General features: G+C 50.3%; 15 protein-coding genes. 7 read left to right on the forward strand and 8 right to left on the reverse strand.

Features of this window, described 5'->3' with window-relative positions; translation table 11 throughout:
• The first annotated feature begins 113 nt into the window (after positions 1-113).
• From R6H26_RS16030 to R6H26_RS16040, 3 genes are all read left to right on the forward strand, one after another.
• Positions 114-1301, forward strand: a complete 1188-nt coding sequence (locus R6H26_RS16030) for an iron-containing alcohol dehydrogenase family protein (protein ID WP_404783691.1) — start codon at positions 114-116, stop codon at positions 1299-1301.
• Positions 1298-2494, forward strand: coding sequence for an aspartate aminotransferase (locus tag R6H26_RS16035; RefSeq protein ID WP_404783693.1), 1197 nt, complete (start codon positions 1298-1300; stop codon positions 2492-2494). The genes R6H26_RS16030 and R6H26_RS16035 overlap by 4 nt, the downstream gene beginning before the upstream one ends.
• A gap of 65 nt (positions 2495-2559) precedes the next feature.
• Entirely contained in the window at positions 2560-2982 is a 423-nt protein-coding gene (locus tag R6H26_RS16040) for a hypothetical protein (RefSeq protein WP_404783694.1), read from the forward strand.
• Positions 2983-3085: 103 nt separating this feature from the next.
• Here the strand turns inward: R6H26_RS16040 and R6H26_RS16045 are convergent, their stop codons facing one another.
• The 8 genes from R6H26_RS16045 to R6H26_RS16080 all read right to left on the reverse strand — a co-directional run bounded on the left by R6H26_RS16045 (position 3086) and on the right by R6H26_RS16080 (position 13454).
• On the reverse strand, positions 3086-3844 hold the full coding sequence (locus R6H26_RS16045) for a hypothetical protein (RefSeq protein ID WP_404783696.1): 759 nt from the start codon (positions 3842-3844) through the stop codon (positions 3086-3088).
• A gap of 58 nt (positions 3845-3902) precedes the next feature.
• Positions 3903-6407, reverse strand: coding sequence for a TonB-dependent siderophore receptor (locus tag R6H26_RS16050; RefSeq protein ID WP_404783697.1), 2505 nt, complete (start codon positions 6405-6407; stop codon positions 3903-3905).
• Positions 6408-6545: 138 nt separating this feature from the next.
• Complete coding sequence (locus R6H26_RS16055) at positions 6546-7685, reverse strand: PepSY-associated TM helix domain-containing protein (protein ID WP_404783699.1); 1140 nt, start codon at positions 7683-7685, stop codon at positions 6546-6548.
• A gap of 52 nt (positions 7686-7737) precedes the next feature.
• Entirely contained in the window at positions 7738-10263 is a 2526-nt protein-coding gene (locus R6H26_RS16060) for a TonB-dependent siderophore receptor (protein ID WP_404783701.1), read from the reverse strand.
• A gap of 211 nt (positions 10264-10474) precedes the next feature.
• Positions 10475-11143, reverse strand: coding sequence for a Fe2+-dependent dioxygenase (locus R6H26_RS16065; RefSeq protein WP_404783703.1), 669 nt, complete (start codon positions 11141-11143; stop codon positions 10475-10477).
• 367 nt (positions 11144-11510) lie between these two features.
• Positions 11511-12320, reverse strand: coding sequence for a histidine phosphatase family protein (locus R6H26_RS16070; protein ID WP_404783704.1), 810 nt, complete (start codon positions 12318-12320; stop codon positions 11511-11513).
• Positions 12321-12439: 119 nt separating this feature from the next.
• Positions 12440-12841, reverse strand: coding sequence for an ExbD/TolR family protein (locus R6H26_RS16075; RefSeq protein ID WP_404783706.1), 402 nt, complete (start codon positions 12839-12841; stop codon positions 12440-12442).
• Positions 12825-13454 (reverse strand): MotA/TolQ/ExbB proton channel family protein, encoded by a 630-nt coding sequence (locus R6H26_RS16080; protein ID WP_404791349.1) that lies wholly within the window; start codon positions 13452-13454, stop codon positions 12825-12827. Before R6H26_RS16080 ends, R6H26_RS16075 begins: the two co-directional genes overlap by 17 nt.
• Positions 13455-13831: 377 nt before the next feature.
• On the opposite strand from R6H26_RS16080, the gene R6H26_RS16085 reads away from it, so the two are divergent.
• The 4 genes from R6H26_RS16085 to R6H26_RS16100 all read left to right on the forward strand — a co-directional run bounded on the left by R6H26_RS16085 (position 13832) and on the right by R6H26_RS16100 (position 19975).
• The gene (locus R6H26_RS16085) at positions 13832-15370 is read left to right on the forward strand and encodes an energy transducer TonB (protein WP_404783707.1); all 1539 of its coding nucleotides are present in this window, start codon (positions 13832-13834) and stop codon (positions 15368-15370) included.
• A gap of 242 nt (positions 15371-15612) precedes the next feature.
• A complete protein-coding gene (locus R6H26_RS16090; RefSeq protein WP_404783709.1) occupies positions 15613-17082 on the forward strand; it encodes an iron uptake porin in 1470 nt (489 codons plus the stop codon).
• 74 nt (positions 17083-17156) lie between these two features.
• Positions 17157-17786, forward strand: a complete 630-nt coding sequence (locus R6H26_RS16095) for a Crp/Fnr family transcriptional regulator (RefSeq protein ID WP_404783711.1) — start codon at positions 17157-17159, stop codon at positions 17784-17786.
• 134 nt (positions 17787-17920) lie between these two features.
• Positions 17921-19975 (forward strand): cation:proton antiporter, encoded by a 2055-nt coding sequence (locus R6H26_RS16100; RefSeq protein ID WP_404783712.1) that lies wholly within the window; start codon positions 17921-17923, stop codon positions 19973-19975.

A 19975-nucleotide genomic window follows, 5' to 3' on the forward strand; every position in this document is an offset into this window, starting at 1 on the left:
CTTGGAGACGTTGAGGCTTTCGCCGACGGCCTATGGAAAATTGGCATGTATTTGCCCTCGTTCGAGCATCGATTCTATTGCTCTGTTGTGACTAGAACGTTTACGATACTTAAATGTCCTACATTACTTCAACCGATTCGGTCGCTTCGCCTGCTGTCCTCGCGATCGCCCCTGCCCGAGTTTTCCGAGGCGCTCAGCTCCTGCAGCAAGCTGGCCCGATTGTGGCTCGCCTTGGCACTCGACCGCTGATTGTCGGGGGTGAGCGATCGCTAGAGGCGGTGCGTCCCGCTCTGCTAGCGGCACTAGAGCAGCAGTCCCTCGTCAGTAGCGAAGTCGCTTGCAAAAATGCCTGCACCGAAAAAAGCCTCAAGCGTCTCAAACAGGCAGCGATCGCCCATCAGGCGGATGTTGTGGTTGGTGTGGGCGGCGGTAAAGTGCTGGATGCCGCAAAGCTGCTGGCCCATCAGTGCGGCTTGCCTATCGTGACGGTTCCAACCTCAGCCGCAACCTGTGCGGCTTGGACGGCTTTGTCGAATGTCTATACAGAGGCTGGAGCCTTTCAGTACGATGTGGGATTGCCGCAGTGTCCCAACGTATTGCTGCTGGATTACGACATCATTGCTACAGCTCCCGTTCGCACCCTCATTGCCGGTATTGGGGATGCCTTAGCGAAATGGTACGAAGCTTCTGTGAGCAGCGGTCATTCCCAGCAGACGATGATTATCGCAGCCGTGCAGCAGGCGCGAGTGCTGCGGGATATTTTATTGCAAAAGTCAGTCGAAGCGATCGCCCAGCCGGGTTCCGCAGCATGGCAAGAAGCGATCGATGCCACGGTGCTCATGGCTGGGGTCATCGGGGGCATTGGGGGTGCCCAGTGTCGGACGGTAGCGGCCCATGCCGTTCACAACGGACTGACACATGTCGACGAAAATCATACCAGCCTCCACGGCGAAAAGGTGGCCTACGGTATTTTGGTGCAGCTTCGGTTAGAAGAGATGCTGCAAGGCAGCCAATTGGCGGTTGCGGCGCGGCAGCAGCTGACTAAGTTTTACCAAGAGATTGGCTTGCCGCTGACATTGGCGGATTTAGGATTGGGGGGTGTTTCGCTTGCTGCTTTAGAGCGAGCCGCTCAGGTGGCTTGCGCCCCTGGATCGGATTTGCACCATTTGCCCTTTGCGGTATCGCCTGCCGAATTGCTGGCAGCGATGGTGTCTACCACCGCACCCACCCATCTCGGCTCTCCTTTAGAGCAAATGGTTGCCCTTCCCTCCCCTTGCCGCCAACGAGAATTAGAGGAATGACGTTAGATTGGATTAGTCCCGCAGAACGCCTCAAGGCGCTCCCTCCCTACGTATTTGCGCGCCTGGACGAGCTAAAGGCCAGCGCTCGCGCCCAAGGGATCGATTTGATCGACCTCGGCATGGGCAATCCCGATGGATCCGCACCGCGGGAAGTGATCGAGGCGGCGATCGCCGCGATGGAAATCCCCAGTAACCACGGCTATCCGCCCTTTGAGGGTACCGCTAGCTTTCGTAAAACCATTACCGATTGGTACAACCGTCGCTACCAGGTGGAGCTGGACCCCGATGGCGAAGCTTTGCCGCTCTTAGGCTCTAAGGAAGGGTTGACCCACTTGGCCCTGGCCTACATCAACCCTGGGGACGTGGTGCTGGTGCCGAATCCAGCCTATCCGCCACACTTTCGGGGACCGGCGATCGCCGGAGCCGACCTCCACCCGATGTTGCTGACGGCGGCAAACGACTGGCTGATCGACCTTTCTAAAATTCCTGAAGATGTGGCGCGACGGGCCAAAATTCTGTACTTTAACTATCCCTCCAATCCCACGGCAGCAGTAGCCCCCCGCGACTTTTACGTGGAGATGGTGAAGTTTGCTAAAAAGTACGAAATTTTGCTAGTCCACGATCTATGCTACGCGGAGCTGGCCTTTGACGGCTACCAGCCCGTGAGCCTGTTGGAAATTCCAGGCGGCAAGGACATCGGGGTGGAGTTCCACACCATGTCTAAAACCTACAATATGGCGGGTTGGCGCGTGGGGTTTGTGGTGGGCAACCGCGATATTATCCAGGGGCTGCGCACCCTCAAAACAAACTTGGATTACGGTATTTTTTCGGTACTCCAAACCGCTGCGGAGACGGCGCTGAATTTACCGGACAGCCATTTAAAAATGGTGCAGAAACGCTACTGCGATCGCCGCGATTTCCTGATCCGGGGATTGGAAGAACTGGGCTGGAGCATTCCTAAAACCAAGGCCACGATGTACCTCTGGGTGCCCTGTCCTGAGGGCAGCAGTTCGACGGATTTTGCCCTCAAGCTACTCCAAGAAACGGGCATTGTGGTGACGCCTGGCAATGCATTTGGCTCTGGTGGCGAAGGCTACATGCGCATTAGCTTGATTGCAGACTGCGATCGGCTGGAAGAGGCGTTGAGTCGGCTGAGACAGGCTAAAATTACTTTTAAAATGCAGGCCGTTTAGTCCCTATTGTTGCAGCTTCGAAGTGCAAAAGTATATTACTTTAATCTATAAAGCAAAAACATGATATGAAACTCTTTCACTACTTATTGAGGAGAAAGCTCGTTTATTTTTTAATTTCTTCTCTGTTGGTTTTTCTGTTGCCACAATTTGCCAATGCTCGTGAAGCAAAGATTGACTATGATTTATTGGCTGGCGAATGGAGTAAGCCTGGGCAATGCGATCGGCAGAGATTTATTTATAGGCAGCCTGGGAATAAATATATTTGGGCACAGAAAAAGAATTCTCAATGGAAAAATGTTTATCAAGGAATTTATGTTCGCTATCCCGAACGCAATACGGTGGTTATTGGGGATGGCCCTAATATGGGCGGAGAGACGATTGGGGTCTATGAGCTGACTCGCTTGAAGTATAGGGGAGAGTGGAAGGGTAATGAATTAAGTTTTGACAATCCTGATGATGCAAAATTTACCTATGTTAGGTGTAAATAGGGACGAATTTGGAGCGCACGATCGCTAAGCTGCGCGCCAAAAGTCCACACTCTCGCCCATTCATGAATCTGAATTGGGCGATTGGAGACAAACCGCTTCAACCTCATGATTTACCCTTCTCGAACTGAGGTGACATCATCGTGAACACTCCAAGCTCCTTGAACCGATCGCCCACCACAAGTTTGTCGATACCTTCAATGACCGCCACCAGATCGCCCTGGGTCGTTAAAATTCGTAGATTGCTGTCTGCCGCTTCAAACTTGTACTGGTTGGGGATTCCGGTCAGTAGCAATACATCATTGGTCGGAGTGAAGTTTTGCACTTGAGCGTAGTCATCATCCCCCTTGCCCACATAGAAAGGTTCTGCTTTGGGGTTGACGGAAGTAATAAAGCTGCCTAAAACAAACTCATTACCGCCCTCTTGGGTGCCGACCAAAGTATCCTTTTCGCCTTTGCCGAAGCTTTTGGGGCGTAGCGGCAGCGGATCTTTAGGTTGATCGACAATTTCAAAGGCAACGCCTGAAAGATGGGCATGTTTTCCTTTGCCAAAGCTTTGGACGGTATCGCTGCCGTTAGTTCCAGTAAAAAAGCTTTCATAATCTTCGCCATCGGGCTTCTTGGCAGTCTGTCCAACTTGGGTGTAGTGATCTAGCCCAGATTTGTACCTTCCCTGCTCAATTAACTGCTTAACATCTGGATTGGCAAAGAGATACATCGTCTCATCAAAGTTTGCGTCAGGCTTTTGGGCTTCAAGGGTAGGAGATGGACTGGAAGTATTGTTTGTAGTGAATGGTGTGGATTGGCAGGCAACGGCGATCGCACCACCGATCGCAATCAAAGACACGCGTAGAATATTTTTCATGTTTTTTCTTTCAACAGAGTAGGTTAACAACAACAAGCGTGAAGAAATTCACTAATACCTAAAACTTCACCGAAAACGAGCCAATGACTGTAAAAGGAGCACCCGGTTCAATGCCACCTTCATTGCCAGTACTGGACTCAATATAATAAGCATTTGAAATATTCTTGAAGTTCAGCGCAAAGCGATATCTGTCGCGATTGTAGAAAATAGCTGCGTTGCCAATGAGGTAATCTCCAACCGTGTAGGTGTTCTCTACATCCCCTGCGCGATCGCCCACGTACTTCAGCCCAGCACCAAACCCAAGCCCCTTTAATGGGCCTTTCTGGATTTCATAGGTTGTCCAGAGGCTGGCCGAATGTAGGGGCACCCCAACAAAACGATTCCCAATATTGTCTAGGTTGGTGTCTTTTGAGACCTTTGCGTCAGTGTAGGCATAGGAACCAATAACCTTCCAACCAGGCAAAATCTCGCCAGCAACATCTAACTCAATGCCCTGGCTTTGTTCCTGTCCAATCGTAGTTGAGAAAAGTGGAAAGTTTGGGTCTACAACACCAACGTTATTTTTGGTGATATTAAAGTAGGTTAATGTTGCCAATAACTTCCGATCGAAGAGTTCTGCTTTAACACCCAGATCGAAGCCCTGTCCTCTCTCTGGTGGTAGTGGCGCGCCAGTTACTGTAGTGTTTTCTGTGTTGGGGTTAAAAGATTGAGAGTAGTTAGCAAAAAGAGAGAGTTCTTTAATCGGTTGATAAAGAATGCCAATGCGCGGGGTAAAGGCACTGTCTGTTTGAGTGGACTCCCCTGCGTCTACAAAATCTGTATCGGTAGTATTTATGGTTTTTTGAGTAATGGTGTCATAGCGAACCCCTGCGACCAAAGTGAGATTATCTAGCAGCTTAATTCGATCTTGTATGTAAACACCCAGTCTGTCTGAGGTAGTAATGGTATTCTCAAAAAGAGGCAAAGTAGATTTGGGTGGTTTGGGCACTGCATTATAGTCTGGGTCAAAGATATTGATGGTAGATGGATTGTTAGCATCAAATAAGGTGATAGAGCTACCATCCGTTCGGTTTAGATCGACGCCTACAGTTAGGGTATGTTTGACGGAACCTGTCTCAAATTTACCGACAGCATTGGTATAAAGCGAGTAGGAATTTGATTTATTTTCCTGATCCGCATAAAAGCGAGTAACATTTGCATCTTCGACGATAAAGGGAAGCGCTACAACGCTATAGTTATAGTCATAGAAAAGATAGCGGAAGCCATTGCGAATCTTCCAGCGATCGTTAAATTGATGTTCAAAGTTATACCCTAAACTTAGAAAATTGGTCGTAATAGTGTCATCTGGATTGTTGATGACCCGATCTCTAGGGACGGGAGCCACTCCATTCCCGAAGGCTGTCAGGCCAAAGTCGGCAGGTCCTCGATTATAGATGTATTCCAACGAAAATTCAGCCTTGGTGCGATCGCTGATTTTCCAGGTTACTGAGGGGGCGATCGCAATGCGGTCAGTGGCATTGTCAAAGCCACGAAAGTTATCTTCATGCTTATAGAGAGCACTTAAGCGATACAGTAGATCGCCGTCTGAGGTGAGCGGTCCGCTGAGATCGATCCGAGGTCTGACAAAGTCCCGGTTTCCAGCCTGAAGCTCTATTTCATAGAATGGTTCCGACAGAGGTTTTTTGGGAACGAGATTGATAATGCCACCCGGTTCAATCTGTCCATACAAAATAGAAGATGGCCCTTTGAGAACTTCAATTTGTTCTAAATTGCCGATTTCTGGAATCCCCTGAAACTGGTCGTATTGCCGAAAACCATCTCTGAGCAGTGGCGCGCGACTGCCAAACCGACTCCCAAAGCCACGAATATTAAAGTTTGCGTCGCGTCCTCCATCGGTACCCAGGGTATTAACGCTGCTAACATTACTGAGTACTTCTTCGATGCGAGTTGCTTGCTGATCGCGGATTACTTCTTTTGGGACAACCTGCACGGAAAAAGGCGTTTCCAGAATAGGTGTATCGGTTCCGGTCGCAGTGGAAGAATTAGGTACGCGATAGCTAGGAGTGCGATCGCCCGTCACTATAACTTCTTCTTCTCCCTCCGTTGCGTCGGCATCAGCAACGGTAGGGCTTTGCTCAGCCTTAACGCTCACAATTGGCAGGGTAGTTTCGCCAACAGCCTGGATCTGAATAATAGATCCCTCCAGCTGAGTAACTGAAACGCTTTTAATGCCTGGTACGGGGTTTTCTGCTCGGAAACCCCGACCGTCGGGCAGCGATAGTATTGCATTGGGAATTTCAGAAAAGAAGGTCGTATTACTGTTGGTGCGCGCTTCGGGCTGAAGGGTTTCACCTTGAGCCGTTTGCAGAATGACTTCAACCCCAGTCTCGGTTGGGTTGAGCCGCACCCCCGTAATATTGATGGGATGGGTTGATTCAGCGCCTTGAGCCAGTAAGTCAGATGCTTGCGTGCTGGGTGTTTCGGAGGCTTGGGCTGGCCCGAATACCAGCATAGATACCGTTCCGGTAATGCATAATGCACCAAAAATCTGAACTTTCTTCACAATGAGGCCTCACACTAAACGTAAAACTTGTCAAAGAAATTTATCGAACGCTGGTTTTTTGCAGGGTCTGAGCTTGGGCGATCGCCAATTCTCGCTTTGCTCCGAGCGATCGCCTACGTCGTCAGTTCATTAATCCTGTTACTCACGTCTTGCCAAGGCAGGCTCAGGCATAGTGCCTAACACCACTTTCTTTCCGCGCCGCCGATATCGCCACATTACAAATCCAGTGACCAAAAGAACCGTGGGTGCTAACCCCACAAATAGGTAGAGAATACGGGTTGGAACGCCGCCAAAGGTGCCGTAGTGGAGTGGCGTGAAGGAATTGAGAACGCGATCGCCTAGTTTTGCGACCCGACTATCCTGTACCGCTAAAACCTTGCCACTGTATCGATCCACTTCCACCGAGCTGTTGAAGTCTTCTGAATCTCCTGGCACCTTTTTGAAAAAATGAAATACTTCATCAGGTGCGGTAGGCAAGGTAATAAATGTAGTAACTGCCCCTGGCAAAGAAAGATCCGACTGGCGCAGGGCTTCGCCGAGGGCAAGAGGAGCTCGATCTTTCACGACGGTAGATTTTACCTCTGGGGGTTTAGGGGTCAAGGTTGCCGCGTAAATAATGGGAGTGGCTTGGTCATAAAAGTTCCAGCAAAACCCTGTAAAGGCGATGACGGCGAGAAAGGCAGCGGTGATAATGCCTGACACTTTATGGAGGTCATAGTTCAATCGCTTTGGATGCGCGTCCCATTTAATTTTGAAGCCGGAGATAAGCTTTCTCCATCCCGGCCACAGCACAATCCCAGTGATGCTCAAGATGAAGAGTAGCAGCGCAGCAATTCCGACGATAATGGTGCCAATTTCTCCAGCCAGAAGGGCATAGTGCAGTGAGTAGATGCGGCTAAAGAAGGCAGTTTCTCGTTGGCGATCGCCCATGACTTTCCCCGTATAAGGATTCACAAAGACTTCCCACTGGGTTTTATCGGGTCGATTGAGGCGAACGGTATAGTAAGGCAGATGAGGAAGCATTTGTACTTGACCCACTTTCCAATCAGGATGATTAGAGTAGGTTGTCTTCACCGTCTCGACAATTTGCTCGACGGGAACTTTTTCGTTTTGAGGCGCAACATTACCAAAGCGCATTTGGACAATTTGAGCATCCAGTTCTGGGACAAAAACCAGTAAACTTCCCGTCAGACCTACGATCGCTAAAATTAGACCAACCATTAACCCAAGGTAGCGATGTAGTTGGAATATTAAATTACGAGGTTTAGTAGGTGTCATAGTTCAATCACTCCTGAACAATAGACTGAAAATTTATTTAAGTAGAACTTACTCAAAATTCCACGCCAATACTGCCGATCACTGTTATTGGTTCACCAACTGTGATGCTTAATCGTCCACCATCCGATCCGGTAAAATAGCGCTGGCCAAAGAGATTTCGTACATTTAGACCCACTCGCCAGTTATCCCGCTTATAAAACAGCGCTGCATCGGTGCGAACGTAGCCAGGAAGTACATAGCTATTGTCCAGATCGCCAAAGCGATCGCCTACGAAAAAGACGCCCAGTCCAAATCCCAGACCTCGCAAACTTCCCTTCTGAATTTCGTAACTGCTCCAGAGGCTAGCAGTATGTTTTGGAACATTATCTTTCTGTTGCCCTTCAAAGCCCGTTGTATCTTTGCTGATAAACGCATTGGTATAGCCATAGGATGCAATGATTTTCCAACCGGGCAAAATCTCTCCTGCAAGGTCAAACTCAATTCCTTGACTGGCCTGCTCTCCAACCTGAATAGAGTCGTTCGGGTCAGCAGAATTAGGATCGTCTACAACAATATTTTGCTTGCGGAGATCGTATACAGCTAAGGTTGCGCTGAGATTTTTAAGTAGGTCGGCCTTAACGCCCACTTCAAATTGGCGGCCTGTTTCGGGCTTGAAGGGTGAGAGGTTTCCATTACGAGATGTTCCAAAACTGGGTGCGAAAGAAGTGGTATAGGAAGCATAGAGCGATACTGCATCGATCGGCTGATACACAATCCCAAATCGAGGGCTAAAGCGGTTATCAGTCTGCTTAAATTCTAGTTTTGGCTGACCTAAGTCTTGTTCTGTACGAGTTTGGCGAAAAATATCAAATCGTCCTCCTGCCAAAAGCTTTAGGTTAGGCAGAATTTCAATCTGGTCTTGAATATAAAATCCATACTTGTCAACACTATCGTCTCGAAAGAAGGTTTCGCTGGCTTTCTTCGGATACTCCGAACCATCGTAAGTCGGGTTAAAGATATTGATGGAGTCATAGGGTTCAAAATCACCAAAGGTTCCATCTTCGGTAATCTTAGTATATTCAAAACCTAGAAGTAGCTTATGCTTAATCTTTCCGGTTGAAAACTTTCCAATTAGGTTAGTTTGGCTCGAAAATGCATTATCTTGCCGCTCAGAAAAATAGCGTAATCGACCTAGCTCTCCAGTGGTTTCGTCAAGAGAATCAAATAGGGGAAAGTAGCGTTCTAAATTAACCAACTGTGCCCGAAATATATTATTGATTGACCACCGATCGTTAAACTGGTGTTCTAAAAGATATCCTGCGCTAAAAACATTACTTTTGATATTTTGGAAAGGCTCACCTAAGAAGCGGTTACGGGGTAGATTGGCGGGACGATTGCCGATCGCAGGAATGCCATCGTCAGGGGTACGAGTTTCATTAGTCCAGGTTAAATCGAGGGTCAAGAATGTCTTTTCGCCTAAAGCAAATTTGAGTTTAGGGGCAAGGAATAATCGCTCGGCCTCTACAAAATCACGGAAGCTGCCAGAATTTTCGTAATAACCATTAAATCGATAGAGCGCTGACTTATTGGAATTAAGTGGGCCAGACAAATCGAGGGAACCTTGATATGTGCTGTAGGAGCCGAATGTGGCTTCTGCTCTATAGAATGGATCTCTTAAAGGCAGTTTTGAAACTAGGTTAATAATGCCGCCTGGTTCTGCATCTCCAAACAGCACAGAAGCAGGTCCTTTAAGAACTTCAATTCGCTCTAGATCGGTCGTTTCGAGGTAAGACGTATAGCCATCGACCCGAATACCGTCGCGGAAGATATTGAAAAAGTTCTGAAACCCTCGTACGCTAAAGCGTTCTGAAAATCCCTGATATCCACCCAGGTAGTTCACACCACTCACGTTTTGAACCGCATCCCCGATCCGAATAATCGCCCGATCTTGCAAAACTTCTTTTGGGATGACCTGAATCGATTGTGGAATATCACGTAGAGGCGTATCGGTCTTGGTTCCCGTTGTCGAATTCCTGACGCGATAGCCTGTCTCTTGCTCGCCTGTAGCAACAATTTCTTCTTCACCTTCTTCAAGTTCAGGCTGCACTGGCTGCTGCGCCGTCGTCGCCTCGCTCCCTTTCACTGTCACTATAGGGAGAGCCTCACTCCCCACTACTGTCACTCGCGCGGTCTGCCCATCTAGCAACTGCGTTACGGTAACAGCACTCACCCCAGCCGCAGGGTTTTCAGCCTTAAATTCCGATTGTTCTGGCAGTGCTAAAACTGCATTATCAATATCGGCAATCAGGGTATTGCCTTCATTACGATTAACGGGCTTGAGGATTGCTCCCGTTGCAGTTTCCAAAATCACTTCAAGCCCAGTAGAGGTTGGATTGAGCTTGACCCCTGTAATTTTTACAGCCGTAGGATTAGCGTCTTGAGCCAGTAAATCAGCAGCACGGATAGAGGGTTTAGCTAAAGCTTCTAATTGAGAATTAATCCTTTCTTGTTTCCCATCGTTTGCCAATACAGGCTCGATCGCCAAGCACCATAGCGAACTTACTACAATTAGAGACTTTAACAGTTGAGAATTTTTCACAATTGAATCTCACACGAATGAGGAAAAGAGATGCCTTACGGCAAAAGCTGGGCGATCGCAGTGTCTATTTATTTATGATTTGCGGGCGATCGCATTAAGCTATTCCAGCAATCTTGTTTCGGACGATCTGTAAGCTGTTGTTTGAGATGAGTTTTGCCATCGATCCCTTGTTAGAAGCAAAAGCTGTACAGAAACAAGAGGAGTTTAGAGGCTAAAGTTCCATCCACTGGCGAAATAAATTAGCATGACTTTTTGAGATCGAATCAAAGATAGGCGTTTTCCCAGAGGCATCGAATAACGCTTGTCGAGCAGTATCAAGGTCAAACAAAATTTCCCGTTGACCCGCATCGCGCACCAAACTCTGAATCCAAGTAACGGCAGCTAGGCGCTCCCCCCGCGTCACTTCCTCAACGCGATGCAGCGTAGACGAAGGATATACAATTGCCGATCCGGCTGGCAGTTTAAAAACTACCTCCCCCTGAGACCCTTCGATTACCAGTTCGCCCCCGTCATAGATTGCTGGATCGCTCAAAAATATCGTCATCGAAACATCAGAGCGCATCGTTGGATTCTGCATCACGACATCATCAATGTGGCTGCCGTAATGCATCCCAACCTGATAGCGACTCAGCGTGACGGGGCGAATGGTATGGGGACGCACTACCATTTGAAACAAGCCATGACGCGCAAGAGCAGCACCAATTACTTGGCGCACAGTTGCTAAGACCGGAGAACTCGCAGGAAGTTGAGTGTTGTGTTTCACCAACTGTGCATGCCAGCCTGCTGTCGCTCGACCATCAATAAAGTCAGCAGTCTTGACCTTAGAGACAATCAGCTCTAGTTCTTCAGGGGTTAGAATATTTCCGATGCATAAGATCATGGCGATCGCAGGTTTGTAAGATCGTTCCTGATTTCCTTACGATCGTGGATTAAATAACACCCAATTTTTGCTGGCGGTTGGGACGCGAAGCGGCTTCTCGAAGAGAACCGCGCCGACAAGAACGATGTCCGTACTTCGACAAGCTCAGTGGCCACCGACGCGGACTAAGAGTGGATTTCAACCTGTGCAGGCGATCGCTGAGCTGGCCGAAGTGCAGATTTTGTTCTTGTGGCCGCAATTTTAACCGCTGAATTTATTTAATTCACGATCCTCATTCTTATTGGAGCTGATGTTTCAGAATGGATATCTGCCCTTCGCAGCATTCAATCCACTCTGAAACTGAGGGTGTTGTCAGGAGCAGAACAACTTATAGCTTTGCCCAATCTTCCGGTAGCATATTAGCCTGAAGGATAAAGCTGCCCTTACCGTCAGGCGTAAGCACATAGGCCATTCCCTGCGGAGCTGGATAAATACCAGTCGCAGCTTCAAAAATATCATCATGTCCCACAATAACCGTGTTTGTGCCCCCTTTAGGCACTGCGGTCAAAAGCGGCATAACGTTGGCTTTCATCTCTTGAACTTGAGCATCTGTGTAATCCTCAAAGGGCAAGAAGTTGAGCTTTGGATTCTTCTGATGCTTGCCAAAAGCTAAATCCGCAGTTTTCCAAGCGCGGCAATATTCACTGGTTATCACCTCACCGACTGGAATCTTCTTTGCCGTGAAAGCCGAACCAATGTCTTTAGACTGCTGGATGCCAACATCGCTTAGTTTTCGCTGGGTTTCACAGTTACCCAGCTTCATGTTGGGGTCGGCTTGGTCAGCATAGTCCTTTTCAGTTTGAGCGTGGCGGAAGTAAATAATATGTCCTCCTTTCTGAAGGGCACTCAAGAGCGCGGAACCGCTCAGTTTATCTTGGAACGCTGCATTTGCTTTTTCCCCCTCGCTGAGATCTTCAGGTTTCGCGCCTGCGCCGCTTTCACCACCTTGAGCGAGGGTAGCAGTAGGTATACCTGCAACTAGGCGTAAACCTATTGGTCGATCGACTTGTGCTGTTGCCGATCGCAAAGAAGGTTCTGGCTTTACTTCCGTAGCCTTCACTGAAGGGGAGATCGCAGCCGTTCCTACCAACACATAGGCACCCACACTCATCCAAATCTTGGTTTGGCTAAAAGTCATCTTGATTTCTCACTCCGCTGATAACATAATAAATTTCACGTTTTTGCTAATTTCCGATCCCCTAGAATTAGCCCGCCTTCCATCCGTCAAAGCTTTGGCTGCTCCACGGAAAACTTTGACTAAGGCCGCCGAGTGGCGATCGCCAACTTTGCGTCCTTCACCCGCCGCACCCGATCCATAATGGCGATGATTTTGCCGTGATCTACCGTTTCATCGGCATTCACCACTACCACCATATTTTCTTGAGGTTTTGCCAACGCCCTCAGTGCAGGCTCTAGCTGCATTAACTGAATGGGCTTGCGGTTGAGCGCAATGGCTCCATCCGGCTTGACCGTAACCATCACCTTCGTCTTCTGCTGAATCTTTGCGGTGGTCGCCTTAGGCAAATTGACCGGAAGCCCTTCAGTACGAGACAGAAACAAGCTCGACATAATGAAAAACGTAAGAATCGCAAAGACCACGTCAATCATCGGCACAATATTAATTTGCGCTGGAATCTCTGGATCATCGGGCAGACGCATAGGGCACCCCCTGGCGATCGCGATTGCGCCGATAGATCAACTCCATCTGTCCGCCATATTCCTGTATCAGCGCCATCTGCCGCTGATACAGTCCCCGAAAGATGTTGGCAAACACGAGCGTAAAAATTGCAACCACTAGCCCAGAAGCAGTAGAAACCAACGCTTCGCTAATGCCAGCAGAAACCCCCGCCGCACTAGTACCTCCAACATCGCCAAGGTTGAGGGAAGAAAAGGAATTAATCAGCCCTAGCACAGTGCCCAACAGCCCCAGCAATGGGGAAAGGGCAATAATGGTGTCAAAAATATTGCTAAAGCGCTTAAGAGACGGAATTTCAGCCTGCGCTTCGCTTTCAAGCGCCAGCCGAAACTCTTCAGGATTGGGGTCTTCCAACTCCACGGCGGACAAAAAAATGCGTGCCATGGGCACATCGCGATACTGCTTGAGCTTTGCTGGCACTAGCGTTGGCTCAAGTCGGTATAGCTTTATCACTTCTTGCAAAAGGCGCTGCTGCCGACGATAAACGCGATACCAAAACACGCCGCGCTCGATAATGAGGGCGATCGCCAGTACAGAACATACAAGCAGGGGCCACATCACGACCCCACCTTGCAAAAATAGCCGCCCTATAAAATTACTTGGGTTCATTTGCGTGCTCCAACGCCAGAGAAAATAGTGCAGCGCTCGATCCTTGTATTCAGCCTTGGATATGGCGCAGGACATCCAAGGCATTTGACAATAATCTTTCCTCTGAGCGTAGATTTAATGAGAACTGATGTCAAGATATTATTGAGATAGTAACATCTGTTCAAGATTCTATAGCTTTATCGATGCCCGCCTCATGGATTTAAAGCTCCCTTTGAGTATGAGTTTCAGCGTTCTAAAATAGATCCCGGCCAGAACATCTACTGCAATAGATGCATATTTATTGCTTGACATTCTTTTCTGATCGGCCTAGTTTTAGATCTAAATGAAATTAAATTGCAATAGGAATGAGCCTTTCCCCTACAGCGCAGAGACAGCGAGAGGTTGAAACCAAAGCCCTCAAGAAATTCTTGGCTTTTAGCCTGGTTGGGTCCCTGATGCTGCACACCGCAGCAGGGATTGTGCTTAGCCTTGGTAATTTTCTAACCGCCAACCTCCCTGAAGAAGAGGAGGATTCGATCGAGCTAACGGTGGTCGATCCAGAAGTCAGTACCGAAGATGAAGGGGGTGGGGGTGGCGGTGGCCCTCAATTTTCTCTTTTCAATCCAGCGCCAACGGCAGCGAGCGAACCGGATACGGTGGATGCAATACCCGTCGAGCCTCCATTAGTGGCTCAGGCTACGCCAACGCCTGAGCCGACCAAAGAACCAGAAGTAGTGGAAACGCCTGAGCCTAAGCTATCTCCAAGTCCTACGCCATCGCCAAGCCCCACTGCATCGCCGAGTCCTACGCCATCGCCAAGCCCCGTTGCATCTCCAAGTCCTACGCCATCGCCGAGTCTATCTCCTGCACCATCCAGTTTTCCTAAGCCTAAGAACAGTCCACCGTTCAGTCCCTTTTCTCAACGTCAAACCCCTATATCTGAAGGGACGCCGTCAGGCGACAAACAGGATAAGGCAGTTAAAGCTGGCTCCGGCGAAGCTGCAAAAGCAGGAACCAGTCTCGGTTCTGGGGAGGGTAAGGGAAATGGTATAGGGTCTGGAACGGGAGATGGCATCGGCTCTGGCTCTGGCAAAGGCATTGGAACTGGCAGTGGAGATGGATCCGGTCTAGGGAAAGCTCAAGAGAAAGGAGGCGATCGCACCCCTGCGAAAGAAGCCATTGCAGCCAAGTCTGCTCCTCCAAAAGGGCCGGAACCGCCATCGAAGTCCAGTAAGAAAAAACCAAAGTGCGTCAAAAACTGCGGACTCGATGAGTATCTAGGTGCAGAGGGAACCGCTCGGTTTGATTTTGAAGTAGACGCCAGCGGCAAGGTTACAAATGTCCGTCTCAAGAATTCGAGCGGTAATGCCGATGTGGATCGCAAAGCAGAAGAAGCGGTGCGCAAACGCAAGTATGAAGCCTCAGATACTGGATTTAAGGCGAAGATTCGCGTTACCTCCGAACAAGAGGGGTCAGACTTCCAGCGCCAGCAGTCTGAGCGCCGACGGCAGGATGCAGCCATTCAGGCCGAGCAAGAGCGACTCGCTGCCGAACGCGAGCGACGAGAGCAAGAGCGCGCTCGGCCAGTGGCTGAGCAAGCCCCACCCCGCAGCCCGGCAGCTGAATCCGTTCGAGAAGCACCGCCAGTACCTGTAGAAAAACCTGCCCCAGCGGCTGAACCTGCATCGCCACCTCCAGCGCCAGCCCCAGCCTACGAGCCTCCAGCACCAGCACCAGCACCAACCTATGAGCCACCGCCTCCAGAACCACCCGCTCCAGCCCCAGCCCCAGCTTACGAACCGCCAGTTCCAGCTTACGAACCGCCTCCAGCACCGGAGCCTGCCCCCGAACCACCTCCTCCAGTGTCGGAGTCACCCTCGGAGCCTCCGGTCGATCCACCCTAACGGGCTAAGTCAATTTGGGCGCGATCGAAAAATATTCAATAACAATATTCAATCTCACGCCCACGCTTTCGGATCTACCGTCGTTTAATCAATCCAAAATATGAGAATTAAAATCATTATCACTTACAATAACCGAGTTACAGGTGCTTCTCCTGAATTTTGAAGGGAGAAGTGGATCATCTATGGCTCAGTCATTCCATCGATATGTTTTCAGTTCAGCGATGTGTGAGGATTTTGAGATCGTGAAATTAACGCTTTTATCCGCAGGCAGTCTTTGTTTGTTTGGATTTGCAACTGCTTCTGTTCCGGTACATGCATTGCCGTCTCCAGATTCCCTCGATCAAGTAACGTCCGTTTCGCAGCTATCGGACGTGCAGCCGACGGATTGGGCGTTTCAAGCATTACAGTCTTTGGTCGAGCGCTATGGCTGTATTGCAGGCTATCCCGACGGTACGTTCCGTGGCAATCGGGCTGCAACGCGCTACGAGCTGGCCGCTGCGCTGAATGCCTGTCTGGACCAGATCGGCGATCGCTTTGCCACGAAAGAAGATCTCGCTGCGGTCCAAGCTCTCCAGGAAGAATTCAAGACGGAGCTTGCCACCCTCAAAGGCCGGGTTGACGGGTTAGAAGCGCGAACAAAAACCTTAGAAGCCCAGCAGTTTTCGACTACGACGAAGCTGCAAGGACAAGCTATCTTTGGCGTCCAGTATGGCGATCGCCTCAATACGGCAGGGACCGACAGCCGCGCCACTGCGATCGCTCGCGTCCGACTCTCCTTCAATACCAGTTTCAACGGCAGCGACCTGCTCGAAACCACGCTCGAAACGGGGAATGGCGGGACGGACTTTGTTGGCGGATCTGGCCTTGCCTTGGACGGTAGCGGCGTAGATTATGCCGGAGCGGGTCCAAATGTTACGCTCCAGCGGTTGGCCTATAGCTTTAAACCTACCAAAAACCTCTCCGTTACCGTCGGTCCCGTTCTCGAAGCGGCTGATTTCATCGATGCCAATAGCTACGCCAACGACGAAGCCGAAGACTTCAGCTCCAGCTTCTTTATCAATAACCCCCTGATTGTTGCGACGGAGCCAGGCGCGGGGGCGGGGTTCGATTGGAACGTTGCAGGGGGGCCCTTTAGCATCCGCGCTGCGTTTGTGGCATCTAACGCCACCAATTCTGCGGGCAACATCGATCTAGATGGGGATGGCATTCCCGAGAATGGCGGGCTATCGGGCGATCCCTATCAGGCTTCGGCGGAGTTGGAATATGCCAAGTCCTTTGGCAAAGAAGATAAAAACAAAATTGCGGTGCGCCTTCAGTACACCCGGTCTTCGGTTTTTAACCTGCATCAAAACGTCGTAGGGCTGAATGCAGAAGCCACCTTTGGACGCTTTGGGGTTTTTGGTCGAGCTGGCTATTCTATCGACCCCACCTTTACAAATGTCAAACAGGCCGACTACTTTTTGACCTGGATGGCAGGCGCTGGCGTGAGAGATCTCTTTATTCCGGGATCTCTACTTGCGGTTGCTGGGGGGCAGCCTTTGGTGATTCAGGGAGAGCAAGGACCAGAGCAAACCAATTTTGAGGCGTTCTACCGCTTTCCCATCAATGACAATATCAGCATTACGCCTGCCGTTATTGTCATTGCAGATCCGGCAAATGGAAGTGGAGAACCCATTATCCAAGGCATGTTGAGAACTACTTTCTCATTTTAAGCTCGCGGATCGGTGTCTGCTACCGGACGCTGACCTTGTTTTTAGGTCCTATCGCGATAGATCGGAGGTATTCAATGTCTTTGAGCGCAAAAATCCCAGCTTCGATCGCTCTTCCGTCTCCGATCTATCCCATTCGCGATCGCGCCTGTCAGCGCGGCGAACTGCTACCGATTTTGCCAGATACGCTATGGCGGATAGACAGCGGATTTATCCGCACGGTTGTTTGGCACTATGGAGGACAAGCCGCAACGCTAGGGATTTGGGGACCTGGCGATTTTTTAGGTCGGCTCGTTCCTCCAGTCGAAGGATGTCAGCTAGAGTGTCTGACGCCCGCAATACTCAGCGGCATCCCCGCCGGTCGCCTGCCTTACAATGCGCTTCACGAAGCGACGACTTCGCACTTAGAGCAGTCTCAAACGCTGCTGAACATTTTGCATTGCAGGCCGATATCGATGCGTCTGATGGAGCTTTTGATCTGGTTGGCCCATCGTTTTGGCAGCGAAGTAGAGCGAGGGTGGGTTTTAGACTTGCGGCTAACGCATCAGGCGATTGCTGAAAGCATCGGCACAACGCGGGTAACCGTTACGCGGATGCTGCAATCTTTTGAGCGGGAGGGACGGGTAAAACGCCTCCATCACCACCGATATTTTCTGAGCGGCCAGAATGACGCAAAGAACCGTGGGTTAAGTCAGGTAGAGTTTTAGTCCCGATCGTACTTAGGGCAATAGCGCTCGATTCGCTACAGTGAAGGATAACCAGGACAGATCGATCGAGATTTTTTGGGTCGATCGACTGAGCTTTACCGAGGGGAATCCAGCCAGCACGGGGAACGACCTAATTGACGTTAGAAAGCCCTATCATTGCCTTTAGCATCCTAATTGCGACCATCTTGCTGGTGCCGCCTATTTTCGAGCGCTTGCGGTTGCCCGGCTTAATCGGTCTTTTGATTGCGGGGGTCGTCCTCGGTCAGAGCGGTCTGCGCCTCCTGAGCCATGACTCGGAGACGGTCAAGCTGCTCTCGGAAGTCGGTAAAGTTTATCTGATGTTTGTCGCGGGGTTGGAGATCGACCTCGAACAGTTTCGCAAAACTAGAAACCGCTCCATTGGTTTTGGGTTGCTGACCTTTTTAGTTCCCCTTCTAACGGGTATCGCCATCGGTCAGATGTTTGGGTTTAGCTGGAATGCGTCGCTGCTGATCGGCTCCCTCTTGGCATCCCATACTCTGTTGGCCTATCCCATTGTGAGCCGTCTGGGAGTTGTCAACAACGAAGCAGTCACCGTGACCATCGGAGCCACGATTTTTACAGATACTGGAGCGTTGCTGGTACTGGCCATCTGCGTTGGCATCCATCAGGGGGAGTTTACTGCCTTGAACCTAGCCTCGCTGTTAATCGGGCTAGTCCTGTACTCGGCGACGGTCTTATTTGGCTTTGATTGGGCGGGGAAGGAATTTTTCCGTCGCTCCGGCGACCAAGAAGGAAAACAGTTTTTGTTTATTTTGTTAGCCCTCTTTGTGGCATCAGTGGGGGCACAGGCGATCGGGGTCGAAAAAATTGTGGGGGCGTTTTTGGCGGGGTTGGCGGTGAATGACGTTCTCGGACGCAGCCCCAGCCGCGAAAAGGTGGAGTTTGTCGGCAGCGTTTTGTTTATCCCCTGCTTTTTTGTGGATATGGGGCTGCTCATTGACATCCCTGCCTTTATCAAAACCCTCAGTTCTATTGGTCTGACGGTGGCCATCGTGGTAGGACTCATTGGCAGCAAGTTTGTAGCGGCGCTATTGGCTAAGCTGCTTTATCGCTATACCCGAGACGAACTACTGACGATGTGGTCGCTATCGCTGCCGCAGGTGGCGGCAACCCTGGCCGCAACGCTGGTTGCCTACCAAACCCTCAATCCTGCTGGGGAGAGGCTCGTCAACGAGAATGTTCTCAATAGCGTCATTGTGTTGATGGTGGTGACTTCCATTGCAGGGCCGCTGATTACCGCACGGGTTGCGAGTTTGCTGCCCCAGCCCCAACCTTCGGCAGAATTGGAGCCGTCCATCTGGTGGGAAAGTCAAACCTGCGATATTACTGCGCGATCGCAGATGCCATTCACTATCATTGTTCCTTTATACAATCCCCAAACCCAGCGGTATCTGATTGAAATGGCAGCGCTGCTGGCTCGTAACGAGTCTGGGAAAATTGTGACCTTGACGATCGCCCGGTCCCCCGTCCACATGGACAATCCGCAACTAGATCGGGCACTGGCTCAAAGTCAGCGCATGATGGAAGGCGCGGCTGCCATCGGTCGGGAATTTGGCATCGCTGTGACGCCGAAAGTCCGCATTGACGACGATATAGCCCTCGGGATCAGCCGCGCCAGCCGGGAGGAGAATGCCAGCTTGATTGTAATGGGCTGGAGTCGGACCTCTGGCTTCCGGGCGCGTTTGTTCGGTAACGCGATTAATAGCGTATTTTGGTCCTCTCACTGCCCGGTCGCCGTCGCTCGCCTCCTGAGCAGTCCCACAACCTTTAAGCAGATTTTAGTCCCCATCGAAAGTTTGAGTCCGCAAGCCTTACGGATGATTCAGTTTGCGCAGTTGTTGGCCGCAAACCATGAGGCCAGCGTGACGCTCCTTCACGTCTGCGATCGCAGGATTCCCCCAGGGCAAATTGCCCAATTTGAGGTCCAGCTTTTCGAGACTGCGGCAAACCCTGCAACCCAAGTTAAAACCATCGTCCACGACGACATTGCTAAAGCCATCGTTCAGGAGGCGAAGTACTTTGACTTAACGATCCTGCATGCGGTCCGGCAGCGCACGGCTGCCGGATTGGCAGTCAGCGACGTCACCACTCGAGCGATCGACGAACTGACCGGCTCGATGGTCATTTTGGGAGAACCGAAGGGTTAA

Source organism: Altericista sp. CCNU0014, assembly GCF_044923475.1.
GTDB lineage: Bacteria > Cyanobacteriota > Cyanobacteriia > Thermosynechococcales > Thermosynechococcaceae > JAAURS01.